Origin of the sequence: Qipengyuania sp. R86523 (assembly GCF_044596365.1) — a bacterium.
Taxonomy (GTDB): domain Bacteria; phylum Pseudomonadota; class Alphaproteobacteria; order Sphingomonadales; family Sphingomonadaceae; genus Qipengyuania; species Qipengyuania citrea.
Genome location: NZ_CP138997.1, coordinates 1,182,745 through 1,199,869 on the forward strand (window position 1 = coordinate 1,182,745; position 17,125 = coordinate 1,199,869).

The 17,125-nt window shown below is 63.6% G+C and carries 18 protein-coding genes and 1 tRNA gene; 2 read left to right on the plus strand and 17 right to left on the minus strand.

The window, feature by feature from the left end; translation table 11 throughout:
• Nucleotides 1-17 precede the first annotated feature (17 nt).
• Both SJY12_RS05810 and SJY12_RS05815 read right to left on the minus strand, forming a co-directional pair.
• Entirely contained in the window at nucleotides 18-1,082 is a 1,065-nt protein-coding gene (locus SJY12_RS05810; RefSeq protein WP_348345909.1) for a Glu/Leu/Phe/Val dehydrogenase dimerization domain-containing protein, read from the minus strand.
• A gap of 48 nt (nucleotides 1,083-1,130) precedes the next feature.
• Nucleotides 1,131-1,207: transfer RNA gene (locus SJY12_RS05815), tRNA-His, on the minus strand.
• Between the two features lie 192 nt (nucleotides 1,208-1,399).
• Between SJY12_RS05815 and SJY12_RS05820 the strand changes: the two genes are divergently transcribed.
• Nucleotides 1,400-2,035: a prolyl hydroxylase family protein gene (locus tag SJY12_RS05820; protein ID WP_397506428.1), complete on the plus strand. Its 636-nt coding sequence runs from the start codon at nucleotides 1,400-1,402 to the stop codon at nucleotides 2,033-2,035.
• A gap of 84 nt (nucleotides 2,036-2,119) precedes the next feature.
• Here the strand turns inward: SJY12_RS05820 and rpmE are convergent, their stop codons facing one another.
• From rpmE to rpsB, 12 genes are all read right to left on the minus strand, one after another.
• Entirely contained in the window at nucleotides 2,120-2,347 is a 228-nt protein-coding gene (gene rpmE / locus SJY12_RS05825; protein WP_050600006.1) for a 50S ribosomal protein L31, read from the minus strand.
• Between the two features lie 170 nt (nucleotides 2,348-2,517).
• Nucleotides 2,518-2,973 carry a 3-hydroxyacyl-ACP dehydratase FabZ gene (fabZ, locus tag SJY12_RS05830; RefSeq protein ID WP_050600007.1) on the minus strand — a complete coding sequence of 152 codons (456 nt, stop codon included), beginning with the start codon at nucleotides 2,971-2,973 and terminating at the stop codon, nucleotides 2,518-2,520.
• Nucleotides 2,974-2,995: 22 nt separating this feature from the next.
• Nucleotides 2,996-3,673, minus strand: a complete 678-nt coding sequence (locus SJY12_RS05835) for an OmpH family outer membrane protein (RefSeq protein WP_397506431.1) — start codon at nucleotides 3,671-3,673, stop codon at nucleotides 2,996-2,998.
• Nucleotides 3,673-6,375, minus strand: a complete 2,703-nt coding sequence (gene bamA, locus SJY12_RS05840) for an outer membrane protein assembly factor BamA (protein ID WP_397506433.1) — start codon at nucleotides 6,373-6,375, stop codon at nucleotides 3,673-3,675. The genes SJY12_RS05835 and bamA overlap by 1 nt, the downstream gene beginning before the upstream one ends.
• 171 nt (nucleotides 6,376-6,546) lie before the next feature.
• Nucleotides 6,547-7,683 (minus strand): RIP metalloprotease RseP, encoded by a 1,137-nt coding sequence (gene rseP / locus SJY12_RS05845; RefSeq protein ID WP_050600102.1) that lies wholly within the window; start codon nucleotides 7,681-7,683, stop codon nucleotides 6,547-6,549.
• Between the two features lie 9 nt (nucleotides 7,684-7,692).
• Nucleotides 7,693-8,841: a 1-deoxy-D-xylulose-5-phosphate reductoisomerase gene (gene dxr, locus SJY12_RS05850; RefSeq protein WP_160767129.1), complete on the minus strand. Its 1,149-nt coding sequence runs from the start codon at nucleotides 8,839-8,841 to the stop codon at nucleotides 7,693-7,695.
• Nucleotides 8,841-9,551: a phosphatidate cytidylyltransferase gene (locus SJY12_RS05855; protein ID WP_397506435.1), complete on the minus strand. Its 711-nt coding sequence runs from the start codon at nucleotides 9,549-9,551 to the stop codon at nucleotides 8,841-8,843. Before SJY12_RS05855 ends, dxr begins: the two co-directional genes overlap by 1 nt.
• Nucleotides 9,541-10,182: a polyprenyl diphosphate synthase gene (gene uppS / locus SJY12_RS05860; protein ID WP_397506655.1), complete on the minus strand. Its 642-nt coding sequence runs from the start codon at nucleotides 10,180-10,182 to the stop codon at nucleotides 9,541-9,543. The genes SJY12_RS05855 and uppS overlap by 11 nt, the downstream gene beginning before the upstream one ends.
• A gap of 136 nt (nucleotides 10,183-10,318) precedes the next feature.
• Nucleotides 10,319-10,876, minus strand: coding sequence for a ribosome recycling factor (frr, locus tag SJY12_RS05865; protein WP_348030446.1), 558 nt, complete (start codon nucleotides 10,874-10,876; stop codon nucleotides 10,319-10,321).
• Between the two features lie 23 nt (nucleotides 10,877-10,899).
• Nucleotides 10,900-11,616, minus strand: a complete 717-nt coding sequence (gene pyrH, locus SJY12_RS05870) for a UMP kinase (protein ID WP_050600014.1) — start codon at nucleotides 11,614-11,616, stop codon at nucleotides 10,900-10,902.
• 277 nt (nucleotides 11,617-11,893) lie between these two features.
• Nucleotides 11,894-12,820, minus strand: coding sequence for a translation elongation factor Ts (gene tsf / locus SJY12_RS05875; RefSeq protein ID WP_050600015.1), 927 nt, complete (start codon nucleotides 12,818-12,820; stop codon nucleotides 11,894-11,896).
• A 109-nt stretch (nucleotides 12,821-12,929) separates the two neighbouring features.
• Nucleotides 12,930-13,682 carry a 30S ribosomal protein S2 gene (gene rpsB / locus SJY12_RS05880; RefSeq protein ID WP_050600016.1) on the minus strand — a complete coding sequence of 251 codons (753 nt, stop codon included), beginning with the start codon at nucleotides 13,680-13,682 and terminating at the stop codon, nucleotides 12,930-12,932.
• Nucleotides 13,683-14,034: 352 nt separating this feature from the next.
• Here rpsB and SJY12_RS05885 point away from each other — a divergent pair, with 352 nt between their 5' ends.
• Complete coding sequence (locus SJY12_RS05885) at nucleotides 14,035-14,271, plus strand: hypothetical protein (RefSeq protein WP_397506439.1); 237 nt, start codon at nucleotides 14,035-14,037, stop codon at nucleotides 14,269-14,271.
• Here the strand turns inward: SJY12_RS05885 and SJY12_RS05890 are convergent.
• The 3 genes from SJY12_RS05890 to SJY12_RS05900 are packed head-to-tail and all read right to left on the minus strand — an operon-like array spanning nucleotide 14,255 to nucleotide 16,986.
• Nucleotides 14,255-15,055: a CDP-alcohol phosphatidyltransferase family protein gene (locus tag SJY12_RS05890; protein ID WP_397506441.1), complete on the minus strand. Its 801-nt coding sequence runs from the start codon at nucleotides 15,053-15,055 to the stop codon at nucleotides 14,255-14,257. The two genes, SJY12_RS05885 and SJY12_RS05890, sit on opposite strands and share 17 nt — an antisense overlap.
• Nucleotides 15,052-15,804 (minus strand): phosphatidylserine decarboxylase, encoded by a 753-nt coding sequence (locus tag SJY12_RS05895; protein WP_397506443.1) that lies wholly within the window; start codon nucleotides 15,802-15,804, stop codon nucleotides 15,052-15,054. Before SJY12_RS05895 ends, SJY12_RS05890 begins: the two co-directional genes overlap by 4 nt.
• A gap of 39 nt (nucleotides 15,805-15,843) precedes the next feature.
• Nucleotides 15,844-16,986 carry a beta-ketoacyl-ACP synthase III gene (locus tag SJY12_RS05900; protein ID WP_160767132.1) on the minus strand — a complete coding sequence of 381 codons (1,143 nt, stop codon included), beginning with the start codon at nucleotides 16,984-16,986 and terminating at the stop codon, nucleotides 15,844-15,846.
• Between the last annotated feature and the right edge of the window lie 139 nt (nucleotides 16,987-17,125).

Here is a 17,125-nt window from a genome sequence, read left to right on the forward strand (position 1 = left end):
CGTCGCAAGACCGCAGTTCAACGACCGATCAGTTCCTGCGCCATGCGGTCGGCAACCTGGTCGGGCGATACGCCGGTTTCGTCGCTCTGCCGCCAGATCTGTTCGAGCCGACCGGGGATCAGCGCGATACGCTTGCGCACTTCGTTGATGTCGCAAGGGGCATTGTCGCGGCGGCACAGATATTCGAGCGTTACCGAGATGATCCCGCCCGCGTTGATGACGTAATCGGGAGCGTAGAGAATACCGCGTTGCGCCAGCATCGGCCCGTGTTCGGGCCGCTTGAGCTGGTTGTTCGCGCCGCCGGCCACGATCTGGCAATCGAGCCGCGCAATTCCTTCGTCGTCGAGCACCGCGCCCAGCGCATTGGGGCTGAAGACATCGCAGGCGATCGACATCACCGCATCGGGAGCCGCGGTTTCGGCGCCGAGTTCGGCGGCCAATGCGGCCGCGCGGTCTTCGTGGATGTCGGACAGCGTCAGCCGGGCGCCATCCTTGGCCAGCAGCCGCGCGACGCCGCCGCCAACGCTGCCGGTGCCCTGCACCGCGACATGGACGCCAGCGACGCTATCCTTGCCCAGCTTGTGCTTGATCGCGGCCTTGATGCCCAGAAAGATGCCCAGCGCGGTAAACGGGCCCGGGTCACCCCCGGCAGCGCCCTCGCCTTCAACCGGAAGCCCCGAAACATGCTGGGTGCGCTGCGCGACCGCGGCCATGTCGGCTTCCGAGATGCCGACGTCTTCGGCCGTGACGTAGCGCCCGCCAAGCGCATCGACGGCATCGGCGAAGGCCGCGAGCAGTTCGGGAGACTTGGTCTTGTCCTTGTCCGCCAGGATGACGGCCTTGCCGCCGCCCATGGGCAGTCCGGCCATGGCGTTCTTGTAGCTCATGCCGCGCGACAGCCGCAGCGCATCGCGCATCGCATCGGCGGGATCGGCATAGTGCCAAAAGCGCGTGCCCCCGGCACCGGGGCCGAGATGCGTTGAATGCAGCGCGATAATCGCGGTCAGCCCGCTCTTGGCATCGCGCACCACATGAACCAGTTCATGGTCATCGAAATCCGCTTCGGTCCAGAAAGCCGTCATGCGTGCGCGCCCCATATGCTTAGGTGGACGGCTGGAAAACGGGCAAAATGGGGCGATCGACGGGGTTCGAACCCGCGACCTCCGGTACCACAAACCGGCGCTCTAACCAACTGAGCTACGATCGCCATATGCCCCCGGAACCGCCCGGGAAGGGGGCCTGATACGCATGCGGGTAACAGCGTCAAGCCGCCCTGCGCAACGGCGCGTGCCTGTTGCACAATGAAGTGCATATGGGAAGCGAAAATCGCAAGCCGGCGTCATACACGCAATTTTCTTTCGCGGTTGTGGTCGGGTCTTCGCGCGCTATCGTGTTACCCATGATCCGACCGGGCAAATCTTCAGCCGATACCCTGTTGAACCACCGCGGCATTCAGCGCGTGCCGAGCGATCGGATCGAGCTGTTCCAGTTGCGCGAGTTCATTGACGGCGACTTGCGCACCGAGCTGATCCGCCTGATCGAACAGGACCGCCGTCCTTCGACGCTCGCCGATGCCGGCGAAGACCGGTATTTCCGGACCAGCGAAACCTGTGACCTCGACGCCGGCGAACCCTGTGTGCGTGCGCTCGAGGACAAACTCGCCGCACTCAACGGCATCGATCCGGCGTATGGCGAACCGCTTCAGGGCCAGCGTTACGACGTCGGGCAGGAATTCAAGCCGCATTGCGACTATTTCAATCGCGGCGGAACGGACTGGGATAAATACTGTTCGGTCGCGGGGCAGCGCACCTGGACGTTCATGATCTATCTGAATGATGTCGAGGCAGGCGGTGCAACGCGGTTCAGGGTCATCGGCAAGACCTTCCAGCCCGAAGCGGGAAAGCTGCTATGCTGGAACAACCGCCGCCCTGACGGGACCGAAAACCCGTCCACGCTGCATCACGGCATGAAAGTCCGCAAAGGGCGCAAATACGTGATCACCAAATGGTACCGCGAGAAGCCCTGGGGCTGGTAAGCGAGCCCCGCGCAGAGTGTGGCGCAAACGCAAAAGGGCGGCCCCGCGGGACCGCCCTTGCATAAGCCTTGTGGCTCGCTGCGCTCAGTTCTTCTTGAGCGACAGACCGCCGAAGCGCTTGTTGAAGGCTGCGACCCGGCCGCCTTCCTGAAGCTGCTTGGTGCCACCGGTCCAGGCCGGGTGGCTAGTCGGATCGATTTCGAGCGCCAGCGTATCGCCTTCGCTGCCCCAGGTGGAGCGCGTCTGGAATTCGGTACCATCGGTCATCTTGACCGTGATCATGTGGTAATCGGGGTGACCTTCGGCCTTCATGATTTGCGTCCTTTGAGCTTCGGAGCGGTTCCGACCGATCCAGCTGTTTGTGGGAAAGGCGCGCGCCTAATCGGATTCCCTGCCAAAAGCAAGCCCGATCACGCGGCGCCGCTTGCGCCGTTCAGGCCGCGAAGGATCGCCCGCAGGCACACTCCGCAGCCGGATGCGGATCAGTCCGCCGGAGCGTCGGCGATCATGGCGGTGAACTGGACTTCGCAGGTCACCTTGCCGTCAACCGAAGCCTCGCCCGCGAACTTGCAGACCCGCGCGCGTTTCTGGACGAAACTGGCCTTGAGATCAAGCAGGACGCCGGGCGTCACCGGGCTGCGGAACTTGGCGTTTTCAATCGCCATGAAATATACCAGCTTGCCCGATCCGGCGAGCCCGAGGCTGTCGACTGCGAGCACGCCGGCGGCCTGTGCCAGCGCTTCGATCTGCAACACACCGGGCATGATCGGCGCGCCGGGGAAATGCCCCTGGAAGAAGTCCTCGTTGAAGCTGACCGCCTTCACCGCATGGATCCGCTCGTCGGGCACGAGCTCCTTCACGCGGTCGACAAGCAGCAGGGGATAGCGATGCGGCAAGCGCTTCAGCACCTCGACGACGTCGAAACCCGTATCGCTCATCACCCTGCTCCTTCGTTCAGGCTCAGCGGCCGGCCGGCTGCGCAGCGGGCTGCTGCTGCTGCGCCTGTTGCTGGGCGGCCTGCTGCTGCGCGACATTCATCAGGACCTGCGAGACGGTCTGCTGCGCGGCGAGAGAATCCTGGCGCGGGCGCCAGCCTTCGGGGGGCGTGATCTGGACGGTCGGCACGCGCTGGTCGAGCACGGCGACCAGATCGTCGGTCACGTTGACCGCTTCGGGGGCCCACTGGATCGCATCGGGGGTGAGCAGCAGCTGGATGTTCTTCTGCTGGACCACCTGCTGGCGGACGTTCTGGTAGTCGTTGATCAGCTGTTCGATGGCATAGGTCTGCGCCAGCACGATCGGCTGCGAAGCCTGGCCAAGCTGCTGTTCCTTCTGCTGGATCTGCTGGACCACGCCGGGGTTCGCCTGCAGTTCGGCCTGGCTCAGCTGGCCATTGCTGTCGGTGTCGAGGCTCTGCTGCAGCGTCTGCATTTCCTGGCGGAGCGTGCGGATCTGGCCGATCTGCGCCGCGAATTGCTGGTCGATCTGCTGATAGGCAGCGATCCGCGCCTGGCTGCGCACGATCACCGCTTCGGGGCTGCTGGTGGCGATGCCGGCCACCTGGGCTGCGGCGGGGGTGGCGATGGCCGCGGTGCCCGTGAGTGCGGCTGCGGCGATGGTCTTGGTGAAAAGTTTCATCAGAATTGCGTTCCTACGTTGAAGGAGAAGGTTTTGGTGTCGTCACCGACCTGCTTCTTGAGCACGCGAGACACGTCGATCCGGAACGGACCGAAGGGCGAGTTCCAGTTCACGCCTACACCGACCGAGATACGCGGCGCCGGGCTGTCACCGACGAAGACTTCCTTGAAGAAGGTCCCGGGAATGACGTTGCGTTCATTCTCGGTACCGTCGGGAGCAAAACGGTTGGTCACCGCCTGGATGATATCATTGCCCTGGTCGTCGACACCGGGCTGGAGATACAGCAGATTGCCGTTGCCGTCGGTGGCCTGCAGGCCATTGGGATAATCCTGCAACACCGGCTGGGTCACGCTGAACAGCGAACCCACGTCGAGGAAGATCGACGGGCGCAGGCCCATTTCGCGGGCCCCGCTGCCGAGCGGGATTTCGAGTTCGGCACGGCCGAGGTAATAGGCCTTGCCGCCCAGCGCATCGTCGACGCGCTGGTCGCTGGCGAGCGCTTCTTCGATCGTCTGCGGGACCAGCGGCGTCGCATCGTCGCCATCGTCGTTGAGGTACTGCAGGCGAACGATGCGGGGGCCGACACCGCGAATGTCGAAGCCGCGCATCTGCGGTTCACCGAGGAAATAGCGGTCGGTCAGGCGGACATCGTCCTGCCCGGCGACCGAATTGTCCTCGAGGCTGCGGATCCAGCCGCCTTCGCCGGTTACCGAGAAGATGAACCCGGCACCGACCGGCCAGTATTTCGCGGCACGCGCACGCGACCGGACATATTTCACGTCGCCGCCCAGACCGGCGAATTCGGTGGTCCAGCTGACGGTTTCGCCGCGCGATGGGCGCAGGCGGCTATTGAGCGTGTCGTAATTGAACGTCAGACCGACGATCGAGCTCGTGCGCTCGCCGATTGCTTCGCAGAGATAGCGGCTGGCAAGGATCGGATCGCAAGTGGCGATGCCGTCCCCATCGCGGTCGGAGAAATACAGCCCTTCGTCGAGCGACACATCGTCATAATTGAAGGTGTAGCTGCCGATCGCCGAAACATATTCGGTCAGCGGAACGCCGGCACGCACCTGCAGACCGGTGGTCGACTGTTCGAAGGTGGTGTTGCGTTCGTTGTTGCGGAAATTGAAGCTGTTGGTGTCGCGGCGATAGATATCGACCCCGGCAGAGATGTTCCGATCGAAGACATAGGGCTCCGAAAAGCTCACCTGCGCCGATTTCGAGTAGCGCGAATAATTGAGGCTCAGGCCCACGGTCTGGCCGCGCCCGCGGAAATTGCGCTGGCGGATCGAGCCGGCCAGGATGAAGCTTTCGAGGCTGGAGAAGCCGGCCGACAGCTGCAGTTCGCCGGTCGCCTGTTCCTCGACATTGGCTTCGAGCACGATCCGGTCGGGCGCGCTGCCCTCGACCTGGTTGATCTCGAAGTTTTCCTGGAAATAGCCCAGCGAATTGATGCGCGCGGTCGACCGCGCGACCGACAGCGAATTGAAGGCATCACCTTCGGCCAGACGAAATTCGCGGCGGATCACTTTGTCCTGCGTCAGCGTGTTGCCGTTCACGTCGATCCGCTCGACATAGACACGCGGCGCCTCGCGCAGGACGAAGCTCACGTCCATCGTCAGGCTGTCCTGGTTGCGGCTGAATTCGGGCGCGACATCGGCAAAGGCGTAGCCGAACGTGCCGGCCAGCTCGCTCAGCTGCTCGACCGTGTCCTCGACCTGCTTGGCGTCGTACCAATCGCCGCCCTGCATCGGCAGGCGAGCGGTCATCGAGGCGTCGTCGAAATCGCGGATCTGCGATTCGACATCGACTTCGCCGAATTTGTAGCGCTCGCCTTCCTCGACCACGTAGGTGATGATGAAATCGCGCTTGTCGGGCGTCAGTTCGGCCACTGCCGAAACCACGCGGAAATCCGCATAGCCTTCGGTGAGGTAGAACTGGCGCAGCTTCTGCTGGTCGAACGCCAGGCGATCGGGATCGTAGCTGGTGTTGGAGCTGAAGAAGCTGGTCAGCCGCGCCTGCTTGGTCAGCATTTCGCCGCGCAGCTCGCCATCGGAAAACGCATCATTGCCGATGATGTTGATCTGGCGGACCTTGGACTTGGGCCCTTCGCTGATCTCGAAGACGATATCGACGCGGTTCTGCGACAGCTGCACCATCTTCGGTTCGACCGTGGCGGCGAAGCGTCCCTGCCGCTTGTACAGCTCGATGATGCGAGCAACGTCGGCGCGAACCTTCGAACGCGTGAATATCTGCCGCGGCGAAAGCCGGATTTCGGGCAGGATCTTGTCGTTCTTGATCCGCTTGTTGCCCTCGAGGATGATCCGGTTGATGACCGGGTTCTCGACGATGGTGATGACGACATTGCCGTCGCGGTTGACGACGCTGGCGTTCGAGAACAGCTCGGTTGCGTAGAGGTCCTTGAGAACCGCGTCGCCCGCCGCCTGCGTCCACGTGTCGCCCGGACGAAGCTTGATATAGGACAGGATCGTCTGCGGCTCGAGCCGCTGCGCACCGCTTACCGCGATGGTGCGAACCACATCGGCTTGCACCGCTGCGGCAGACGCAGCCTCGGTCGCGGTTTCTTCCTGTGCGAAAGCGGCGACCGGAACACCGGCGAGCATGGTACCGGCCAAGAGGCCCACCGCCAGCCGTGTGGCGGAATTCCTGCGTCGCGAGGCGGCAAAAGCAAAATCAGTCATCGACAAGGAGTTTCCCGTCCTCGTTATACATACAACGTACCCGGCTGGTGGCGCCCCGATCCGGCAGAGGGTCGCAGCATGCGGGACGACCCTGCCGTCCCCTGCCCCAAGCGCCTGCGCCGATCAAGCTTTGCCACCGTATATCGCCGGTTTCCCGCTCCCTTTCCCCGGCTAATTCCCGAAAACGGGCAAGCTTACGAGGTCGTTGATCGTGACGAACACCATCAGCATGAGCACGAGGGCCACGCCGGCGCGGTACGCCACTTCGGTTCCACGGGGACCCACCGGCTTCCGACGGACAGCTTCTGCCGCGTAGAAAGCCAGGTGCCCGCCGTCGAGCGCCGGGATTGGCAGCAGGTTGATGAATGCCAAGTTAAGCGAAATGAGTGCGGCGAAATTGATGAATGCCATGGCGCCCAGGCTCAGCTGTTCGCCCGAAAACTTGGCAATCTTGACCGGCCCGCCCAGTTCCTGGACCGAGCGTTCGCCGGTGAAAATCTGGCCGATCCCGGTGACCATCATGTCGATGATACCGAGCGAGTGGTCGACCGCCAGACCGAGCGAGGCGATCATGCCCTGCGGTTCGAAATCGAAAGACGATGCGCCCGACGCGATCCCGATCAGACCGACTTTCGAGACGTTGCCGAAGCGGTCTTCCATCTCGACGCTGCGCACGGGCACCGCGAAGGTGCGTTCTGCCCCGTCACGGTCCACCGTGATGTCGAGCGTGCGGCCGGGGTAAAGCAGGATCGAATCCTGCACGTCGCGGAAATCCTCCATCCGCTCGCCCTCGACCGCAACGATCCGGTCGCCGATTTCAATTCCCGCGGCCCGCGCCGGCGAGACCTCGGCAAATTCGGCCACCGTCATCTGCTGCGCCGCATCGGCGGGAACCGGCTTGCCGTAAAGGGCGAAGAAGCCGGCGAAAATCGCCAGGGTCAGCAGGATATTTGTGGCTGGGCCAGCAAACACGATCAGCGCGCGTTTCCACAGCGCCGCATGATGGAAACTTCCGATCCGGTCCTCGTCGCTTGCCAGCGCAGCGGCATCGGCATCGGGAATGCTCGCGGGGTTCATATCGCCCTTGAACTGGACATAGCCGCCCAGCGGCAGCGCGCTGAGTTTCCAGCGCGTCCCGCGCCGGTCGGTGAAGCCCGCGATTTCCTTGCCGAAGCCGACCGAGAACGCCTCGGCATGGACACCGAACCAGCGCCCGACGAGGTAATGGCCCAGCTCGTGGATCGTGATCAGCGGCCCGAGCAACAGCGGGAAACCGAGCACGTAATACAGCCAGAGAGGAAGGTTCAATTCCACGGGTCAGGCAGGCTCCAATATGCGCGTCGCGCGACTGCGGGCATCCTCGTCCACCCGCAGCACATCTTCGAGCGTGCGGGGAGCTTCGGGCAATTCGCCTTGGTTGAGGACATCCTCCACCACTACGGCAATCCGGCTGAACGCAATCTTACGGTCGAGAAAGGCGGCCACGGCAATCTCGTTGGCTGCATTCAGCACCGCTGGCGCGGCTCCGCCCGCCTCCGCCGCCTCACGCGCGAGACGCGTGGCCGGAAAACGCGTTTCGTCCGGGGCGAAGAAGGACATCTCGCCGATTGCGGGCAGGTCGAGCGGTGCCATCGGCGTATCCATCCGCGCGGGCCAGGCGAGGCACGAGGCGATCGGCACACGCATGTCCGACGGTCCGAGCTGCGCCAATGTCGAGCCGTCGCGGTATTCAACCATCGAATGGATCACGCTCTGCGGGTGCACCACGATACGGATGCGATCGAGCCCGACAGGAAACAGGTGATGCGCCTCGATCAGTTCGAGGCCCTTGTTGAACATCGTCGCGCTGTCGACGCTGATCTTGGCGCCCATGTCCCAGTTGGGATGCGCGATCGCCTGTTCGGGCGTGACCGCGGAAAGGTCATCCACCGTTCGCAGCGGGCCGCCACTGGCCGTGAGCGTGATCGACCGGACATCCTCGATCCTGCCGCCGGCGAGGCACTGGAAGATCGCATTGTGTTCGCTGTCCACCGGCAACAGCGTTGCCCCGTGGCGGGCGACTGCGGCGGTCATCACTTCGCCCGCGGAAACCAGCGCTTCCTTGTTGGCCAGCGCGATTGTCCCGCCCTGTTCGATGGCAGCCATGACCGGTCCGAGACCGGCGCAGCCGACGATCGCAGCCACGGTCATGTCGACCGGGCGCGAAGCCGCTTCGCACAGGGCACCCCGCCCCGCGGCCGCTTCGATCCCGCTTCCGGCCAGCGCATCACGCAGCTCGCCGAGCCGGCTTTCGTCCGCCACCACCGCAACCTGTGCACCGAATTCGCGCGCCGAGGCTGCCAGGGCCGCGACGTTGCTGTTGGCCGTAAGCGCGACCACGTTCCACTCGGCCGGATTGCGGCGAACGAGATCAAGCGTCTGTTCGCCCACCGAGCCAGTGGCGCCGAGGATCGATATCGAACGCATCAGCGTGCCGCCCCGAGCAGGATACCGGCCAGCAGCACGACGGGGATCATCCCGTCCGTCCGGTCGAATACGCCGCCATGACCGGGGATCAGCCTGGAACTGTCCTTCACTCCGGCCTTGCGCTTGAGCCAGCTCTGCAGGAAATCGCCCGCCTGAGCGACGACGGCAACCGCCGCGCCCAAGCCCAGGATCTGGCCCGCTTCGGAGAGGTCGAAGAACATCGTCGTCTCGCCCGCAACGCTGCGCGCCACAACGTAGATCCAACCCGCAATCCAGACGGTCGCACCGACAATTCCGCCAAGCAGCCCCGCCCAGGTTTTCGACGGGCTGATTGCCGGCGCGATCTTCGGACCGCCCAGCGTGCGTCCGAAGAGATAGGCAAAACTGTCCACGAAAATGACCGCGCCGATCACCCCGACGACAATCGGCAGCGGGAAACGCGACAGCATGTAGCCGGCAACGCCAATGTAGATCGTGCCGGCAAGGATGCCCGCCAGGCGATAGGATATATTGGGTGTCGCCTTGACGACGAGCAGGACGAACTCGACCAGCGTGGCCAGAACCACGGCCAGCACGAACCAGCCGAACCACGGTTCGCCCGCGACCAGCGCGCCCACCGACAGCGCGATCATCACCAGCGCGGAAACGATCCGTACCGGCAAATCGGCATTCTTGCGCGCGGCTACGCCCGCTCCAGTCTCAGCGTCCACCAAATCGCCTCTCCCTCTCCGCGAACTCGGCCAGCGCCCCGGTTAGGTGGTCCGGGGTGAAATCCGGCCATAGCACATCGAGGAAGAGCATTTCCGCGTATGCTGCCTGCCACAAGAGGAAATTCGACAACCGCACTTCGCCGCTGGTCCGGATCAGCAAGTCGAGCGGCGGCAGATCGGCGCTGAACAGATGGCGTTCGATCAATTCCTGCGAGATTTCCCCTTCGGCCGCCGCCTTGCGCGCGGCTTGCGTGATTTCCGCATGCGCGCCGTAATTGAGCGCGACTGCCAGCGTGCGCGATCCTTGCGCGGTCTGCGCCAACGCATCCTCGAGCATCTCGACGATGTCCGGTGCCAGCGAACGCCAGTCGCCGAGGATATGCAGCCTGACGTCATTGGCGATGAATTCGGGCAGGTCCGATTTGATGAACTTGCGCATCAGATTCATCAGATCGTCGACCTCTTCCTCGGGCCGCTTCCAGTTCTCCGAACTGAAGGCATAGAGCGTGAGGCATTCGACCGGCGTATCCTTCAGGCTGCGCACCAGTTCGCGCACGGCCTCCACGCCCTTCCTGTGCCCCATTGCGCGGGGCAGGTGCCGGCGTTTGGCCCAGCGGCCGTTGCCGTCCATGATGATGGCAACGTGCCGCGCAGCTTTGTCAGGGGTGGTCACGAGTTCGTCCGATAGTGGCGGGCGCTGCAGGCGTGCGCGCGCGAACCGAAGGTCCGGCATCGCCCGCAGCGTACACAGATGCGGCGCGGGCCGCTCACTGCGTGAGGATTTCCTTTTCCTTCTGCGCGGCGACCGTATCGCATTCGGCGACATATTTGTCGGTCAGCTTCTGCACTTCGTCCTCGCCGCGCTTGCGCTCGTCTTCGGAAATTTCCTTCTTCTTTTCGTCTTCCTTGAGCGCTTCCATGCCATCGCGGCGCACATTGCGGATCGCGATCTTGGCCTGTTCGGCATATTGGCCTGCCAGCTTCGCCAGCTCCTTGCGACGTTCCTGCGTCAGGTCGGGCATCGGCAGGCGGACGTTCTGCCCGTCGATCATCGGATTGAGACCGAGGTTGGCCTTGGCGATACCCTTTTCGACAGCGGTGACATTGGCCTTGTCCCACACCTGCACGCTGAGCATGCGGGGTTCGGGCGCGCTTACCGTGGCGACCTGGTTGAGCGGCATCATCGAGCCGTAGACCTCGACCATCACGGGATCGAGCAGGCTGGTGTTGGCGCGACCCGTGCGCAATCCGCCAAGATCGCTCTTCAGGCTCTCGACCGCGCCGTTCATACGGCGTTCGATATCGGCTTTGTCATACTTGGCCATGGCGGCTTCCTCTGTCTTTTCGTTCAGTTCCTGACGATCGTCTGCACGCCCTGACCGCTCAGCACGCGGGCCAGATTGCCTTTCTCGCGGATCGAGAAAACGACGATCGGAATATTGTTGTCGCGGCACAATGCAACCGCGCTGGCATCCATGACCTTGAGATCATCGGCCAACACCTTGCCGTAACTTACGGTATCGAAACGCTTGGCGCCGGCATTCTTCTTCGGGTCACTGTCATAGACGCCATCGACGCTGGTGCCCTTGAGCAGCGCATCGCAATTCATTTCCGCGGCACGCAGGGCTGCGCCGCTATCGGTGGTGAAGTAAGGCGCGCCCACGCCGGCCGCGAAAATGACGATACGGCCCTTTTCGAGATGCCGCTCCGCGCGGCGCCGGATCACCGGTTCGCAGACCTGGTCCATCTGCACCGCGCTCTGCACACGGGTCTGCACGCCGAGCTGTTCGAGCGCGCTCTGCATGGCCAGCGCATTCATCACCGTGGCGAGCATGCCCATATAGTCGGCCTGCGCGCGGTCCATCCCCTGCGCCGCGCCCGCCATCCCCCGAAAGATGTTGCCACCGCCGATGACCAGGCAGATCTCGAGCCCGGTCTCCTTGGCTGTTTTCACTTCTCGCGCCAGTTCCATCACGAATGCCGGATCGATGCCGAACTGCTGATCGCCCATCAGCACTTCACCCGAAAGTTTCAGGAGGACACGTTTCATCGTCGAAAGGGGCATGGATTCTCGCTCGGCAGAAGTTGGCGCGGCTTTAGAGCGCATGAAGGGCGCTGCCAAGTGCGCGGGAGGTTTTGGAACACCAATGGGATACGCGGCCTTCCGGCCAGCGCGTGATTTGGCGCAGCGCTCCACGCGGGTTGCTTGCGCAGAATCACTGGCGTCCAATGGAAAGCGGCCGCCGAACCGAAGCCCGACGACCGCCCCCGAATACGGGTATTTCCTAGTAAGCGCAGGAAAAGGCTTTGTTCCAGCCTCTTACTGCGGCTCATGCACAGAATTATCCGGCAGCTGCAGCCGCAACTTCCGCGGCGAAGTCGGATTCTTCCTTCTCGATGCCCTCGCCCAGCTGGAAGCGGACATAGTCCACCAGCTCGACCTTGGCACCGACGTCCTTGCCGGCCTGCTCGACGACCTGCGCGATGGGGGTCTTGTTGTCCATCACGAAGACCTGGCTGAGCAGCGCGTTTTCCTTGGCGTACTTGCCGATTGCCCCTTCGACCATCTTTTCCTGGACGGCTTCGGGCTTGCCGCTTTCGGCAGCCTTTTCCTTGGCGATCGCGCGTTCGCGTTCGATCACTTCGGCGTCGAGGCCGTCAGCGGTCAGCGCCTGCGGGAAAGCGGCGGCGATGTGCATGGCCAGCTTCTTGCCCAGTTCCTCGAGCTTGGCGGCGTCGCCTTCGCTCTCGAGCGCGACGAGCACGCCGATCTTGCCGAGGTCGGGCGCCACAGCGTTGTGCATGTAGGGCACGATCACGCCATTGGTGACCGAAACGGTCTTCATGCGGCGGACCTGCTGGTTCTCGCCGATGGTCGCGACATTGTTCGTCAGCTTGTCGGCAACGCTGCCGCCATCGGGATAGTCAGCCGCCTTGAGCGCTTCGACATCGTCGGCCGAGGCTTTGAGCGCGACCTGCGTGGTCTTGCGGACGAAGTCCTGGAACTGGTCGTTCTTCGCGACGAAGTCGGTTTCCGAGTTCACTTCGACGGCAACGCCCTTGGTGCCTTCGACGGCAACGCCGACGAGACCTTCGGCAGCGGTCCGGCTCGACTTCTTCTGGGCAGTGGCGAGACCCTTGGCGCGCAGCGCGTCGACTGCGGCTTCGATATCGCCGTCCGCAGCTTCGAGAGCCTTCTTGGCGTCCATCATGCCTGCGCCGGTCTTTTCGCGCAGAGCCTTTACGTCAGCAGCAGTGAATGCAGCCATGGTGTTTTCCTTCTCGATATGATGTGCGGGCACCGGGCCAGCTAGGGAGCGGCCCGGCGCGTAACTCCGCTATATGACGGGCGCATGATGGCGCCCGTCAATGGAGGGCTCAGGCCCCGACGGTTTCCTCGGGCGGATTTTCCATCGCGCCGACATCGGCACCCGAATCCTGCACGCCGTCGCCCTTGCCGCTCTTGGCCGCATTGGCGACCGCTTCGCAGTAGAGGCGGATGGCGCGGGCAGCGTCGTCATTGCCCGGGATCGGGAAGGCGATGCCCTCGGGGTCGACATTGGTGTCGAGCACGGCAACCACGGGGATGCCGAGAACGTTGGCTTCCTTGATCGCCAGATCTTCCATGTTGGCGTCGATCACGAACATCACGTCGGGAATACCGCCCATGTCGCGGATGCCGCCCAGCGAAAGTTCGAGCTTGTCCCGCTTGCGGGTCAGGTCGAGGACTTCCTTCTTGGTCAGACCGGCAGTGTCGCCCGACAGGCGTTCGTCAAGCGACTTGAGATACTTGATGCGTTCGCTGATCGTCTTCCAGTTGGTCAGCATGCCGCCGAGCCAGCGATGGTTGACGAAGTGCTGGCCCGAAGCGAGCGCGGCTTCGCGGATCGCGTCCTGCGCCTGGCGCTTGGTCCCGACGAACAGCACCTTGCCGCCCGAACGGGCCGTCTGCTGGACGAAGTCGAGCGCGCGCGCAAACAGCGGCACGGTCTGCGACAGGTCGATGATGTGGATGCCGTTGCGCGCGCCGAAGATGTACGGCTTCATGCGCGGGTTCCAGCGGTGGGTCTGGTGGCCGAAATGCGATCCGGCCTCGATCAGTTCCTGCATCGTGACGGTAGGAGCCGCCATAGTAGAATTCCTTTCCGGTTATGCCTCTGGAAAGCTGGAACCCGAATGCGGTCATGTCCCGCGGCGGGCACCGGTATGTGCGCCTTCCATGTGGATTTGCCCGCAGCGCAACGACCGGGAATCGCCCGAATGCGTTGCAGACCGCGCGCCCCTAGCGCTGCGGCCGGACAAAATCCAGCATCAATTCCGGATGCGAGACGGAATTTACACGTCAGTTACCGCTTGACAGCGCAGAACAAAAAGAGAACAAATGTTCCAGCAATGGAACAGCCGCGTTGCAATGCTGGTTTTCCACACGGCTGGGCCCGGTCTGTCAACAGGTTTGTCGACAGGCATCTAGGGAGATTTAGAGATGTTCGCACTGGTCCTGATCACGTTGTTTGCCGGCATGACCGCGGCGACCGCGGCTGTTCTGGCCGACAGCGCGCTGCGCTGGTGGTCGGCTTTTTCAACTCTGCGCCGCGAACTCCCTGGCCAGGCGGACGGCGCCCTTCCCGCGCTGCGTCCGACCCCCGGCGCAGCGCGTCCCGCATTGCTCCGCCCTGCTGCACTGCGGACAGCGAACCGCGGCATCAGCCGCGCCGCTTGAAACGGGAGTAGCGCAGTAGCGAATAGGGTAGCAGCAGCAGGTAGCCGGCACAGATCGCGCTGAGCGTCCACCATGGCTCGACAAGCAGTGCGGCGAACAGGAGACCCACGAAAGCCAGCACCTCGAGCCTGATTCCCCTCCGCGGGCGCAGCGAGGTCCAGCTGGGAGTGGCGATGTTGGAGATCATGAGAACGGCTATCGTAGCCAGCCATATGCCGACGAGAATGGGATTGCGCAGCTCTTCCATTCCCGTTGCCATCCACAGATAGAACGGCGCGAAAGCGAGACCCGCCCCGATCGGCGCGGGCACGCCGGTGAGGAAGCCGAGCGATTTATGCGGCTGGTCCTCCACATCGATCTGCGCATTGAACCGCGCGAGGCGCAGCGCACAGCAGATCGCGAAAGCGAGCGCGGCAAACCAGCCGAGCCGCGGCTCCGCCGACAGCGACCACAGGAAGATTATGATTGCGGGCGCGGTGCCGAAGCTGAGCGAATTGGCCAGGCTGTCAAGCTCGGCCCCGAAGCGCGACTGCGCCTTCAGCGCACGCGCGACCCGGCCATCAACCCCGTCGAGCACGCCGGCAAGGATGACGGCGACGACCGCGGCACCCCAGTTCTCGTCGATCGCGAAGCGGATGCCGGTCAGTCCGGAACACAGCGCGGCGGCGGTAACCGCATTGGGGATCATCGCGCGCAAGGTCAGCGCGCGCGTGTGGATCTCGGCGGGCGGTTCGTCCTCGGTCGCTTTCGGCCCCAGGCGGACAGCCTTATCGTGTTCGGTCATTGTGCTACACCCTCAAGCAATTGCTGCGATCCGATTTCGGCCAGCACGGTTTCACCTGCGACGACTTTCTGGCCCAGCAGGACCTTGGGATCGGTTCCGGCAGGAAGATAGACATCGACCCGGCTGCCGAAGCGGATCAGCCCGATCCGCTGCCCCACGCCGACCGTGTCTCCGGGCTTGACGAAGGGTACGATCCGCCGTGCGATCAGGCCCGCAATTTGCGTGAAGCCGATCTTCAGCCCATCGGTCCTCTCGATCAGCAAGTGCTGCCGTTCGTTCTGCTCGCTCGCCTTGTCGAGACCCGCGTCGAAGAACTCGCCGGGGATATAGACAACCCGGCGAACCGTGCCCGCGATCGGTGCCCGGTTGATATGCACGTCGAAGACCGACATGAAAATCGAAATGCGTGTCACCTGCCCCGGGGTAAGCCCGGGATGGCCGGTGCCGTCGTCGACCATCATTTCCTCGGGCGGGTCGACCTGCGCGATCAGCGAAACGAGCCCGTCGGCGGGGGACAGGATCACCCGGTCATCCTGCGGCACCACGCGCTCGGGATCGCGAAAGAAAGCGAAGACGCCGAGCGAGAGGAGCAGGAGCGGCCAGCCGATGATCTCCCAGTCGAAACCGATCAGGAACACGAGGCTGACGAGCACCGCGACCGCGCCGAACTTGCGGCCTTCGGGATGAATCGGCGGCCATGACCAGCGCACGTCGCCGCGGCCACGATTGTCGAGAAGATCACCTGCCATCGCAAACACCTAGGGCCTGGGCCCCACGGTCACAAGGTGTCATCCCACCTTGCGCACGAACACCGCCCCCGCCGAGTATCCGGCGCCGAAGCTGCAGATCAGCCCCGTATCGCCGGCCGACAGATCTTCGTGGTGCTTGTGAAAGGCAATGATCGACCCGGCGCTGGAAGTGTTGGCATAGGTATCGAGTACCGTAGGGCTTTCGTCCGCACTGGCTTCGTGCCCCAGCACCCGCTGCGCGATCAGCCGGTTCATGCCCGCATTGGCCTGATGCAGCCACAGCCGGCGCAGCGCCTGCGGATCGATGCCAAGCCGCTCCGCTTCGGTCACGATCATTTCGGCGACCATCGGCACGACCTCCTTGAAGACCTTGCGGCCTTCCTGGACGAACAGCTTGTCCGGCTTCCCCTCGCCTTCGGGTGAAGCGCGGTTGAGGAAGCCGAAATTGTTGCGGATGTTGTTCGAGAATACGGTCTTGAGCCGCGTACCGAGGATATCCCAATGCTCTGCCGGGGCCATTTCGGCATCCTCGACAAGGACGGCGGTCGCCACATCGCCGAAGATGAAGTGGCTGTCGCGATCGCGCCAGTTGAGGTGGCCGCTGGTGACTTCGGGACTGACCACCAGCACGCTGCGCGCATTGCCCGCGCGGATGTAATCGGCAGCGGTCTGGATGCCGAAGGTCGCGGACGAGCATGCGACATTCATGTCGAAGGCGAAACCGTCGATCCCCAACTCCTGCTGGATCTCGATTGCCATCGCCGGATAGGCGCGCTCCATGTTGGACGCCGCGCACAGCACCGCGTCGACATCGGCCACGTCACGGCCTGCCCGCTCGAGCGCATCGCGCGCCGCCTTGACGCCGATCTCCGCCATCACCGAAGGTTCGTCGTTCGACCGTTCGCGCATCCGCGGCGCCATGGTTTCCGGGTCGAGGATCGGCGCCTTGGTCATTACGTGGCGCGCCTTGATCCCGCTCGCCTTTTCGATGAACTCTACCGAACTGGGCTGCAGTTCCGCGACTTCGCCCGCCGCAATCGCCTGCGCGTTGTCGGCATTGAATATCTCGACGTAGCGATTGTAGCTTTCGACGAGTTCTTCATTGGTTATGGTTTCGCCGGGCGTGAACAGCCCGGTGGAGGAGATGACCGCGCGCCCGGCCGAATTCTGGTTCTGGCTCATTGCGGCTGGTTAGTCTCGCTCAGATTTTCTCGCAACCGTCTAACCTGCCCCGCCCTGCCGTCCGGCCGCTGCGCCGCGAGACGCCGCAGGCCAGACCGATGCCCCCCCTTGGCAATGACACGGCGACTCGATACCGCAG

Excerpts from the sequence above, each read along its gene's own strand:
- SJY12_RS05810 (WP_348345909.1), bottom strand. The coding sequence starts at position 1,082 with ATGACGGCTTTCTGGACCGAAGCGGATTTCGATGACCATGAACTGGTT.
- SJY12_RS05820 (WP_397506428.1), top strand. The coding sequence starts at position 1,400 with ATGATCCGACCGGGCAAATCTTCAGCCGATACCCTGTTGAACCACCGC.
- rpmE (WP_050600006.1), bottom strand. The coding sequence starts at position 2,347 with ATGAAGGCCGAAGGTCACCCCGATTACCACATGATCACGGTCAAGATG.
- fabZ (WP_050600007.1), bottom strand. The coding sequence starts at position 2,973 with ATGAGCGATACGGGTTTCGACGTCGTCGAGGTGCTGAAGCGCTTGCCG.
- SJY12_RS05835 (WP_397506431.1), bottom strand. The coding sequence starts at position 3,673 with ATGAAACTTTTCACCAAGACCATCGCCGCAGCCGCACTCACGGGCACC.
- bamA (WP_397506433.1), bottom strand. The coding sequence starts at position 6,375 with ATGACTGATTTTGCTTTTGCCGCCTCGCGACGCAGGAATTCCGCCACA.
- dxr (WP_160767129.1), bottom strand. The coding sequence starts at position 8,841 with ATGCGTTCGATATCGATCCTCGGCGCCACTGGCTCGGTGGGCGAACAG.
- uppS (WP_397506655.1), bottom strand. The coding sequence starts at position 10,182 with ATGGACGGCAACGGCCGCTGGGCCAAACGCCGGCACCTGCCCCGCGCA.
- frr (WP_348030446.1), bottom strand. The coding sequence starts at position 10,876 with ATGGCCAAGTATGACAAAGCCGATATCGAACGCCGTATGAACGGCGCG.
- pyrH (WP_050600014.1), bottom strand. The coding sequence starts at position 11,616 with ATGCCCCTTTCGACGATGAAACGTGTCCTCCTGAAACTTTCGGGTGAA.
- tsf (WP_050600015.1), bottom strand. The coding sequence starts at position 12,820 with ATGGCTGCATTCACTGCTGCTGACGTAAAGGCTCTGCGCGAAAAGACC.
- rpsB (WP_050600016.1), bottom strand. The coding sequence starts at position 13,682 with ATGGCGGCTCCTACCGTCACGATGCAGGAACTGATCGAGGCCGGATCG.
- SJY12_RS05885 (WP_397506439.1), top strand. The coding sequence starts at position 14,035 with ATGTTCGCACTGGTCCTGATCACGTTGTTTGCCGGCATGACCGCGGCG.
- SJY12_RS05890 (WP_397506441.1), bottom strand. The coding sequence starts at position 15,055 with ATGACCGAACACGATAAGGCTGTCCGCCTGGGGCCGAAAGCGACCGAG.
- SJY12_RS05895 (WP_397506443.1), bottom strand. The coding sequence starts at position 15,804 with ATGGCAGGTGATCTTCTCGACAATCGTGGCCGCGGCGACGTGCGCTGG.
- SJY12_RS05900 (WP_160767132.1), bottom strand. The coding sequence starts at position 16,986 with ATGAGCCAGAACCAGAATTCGGCCGGGCGCGCGGTCATCTCCTCCACC.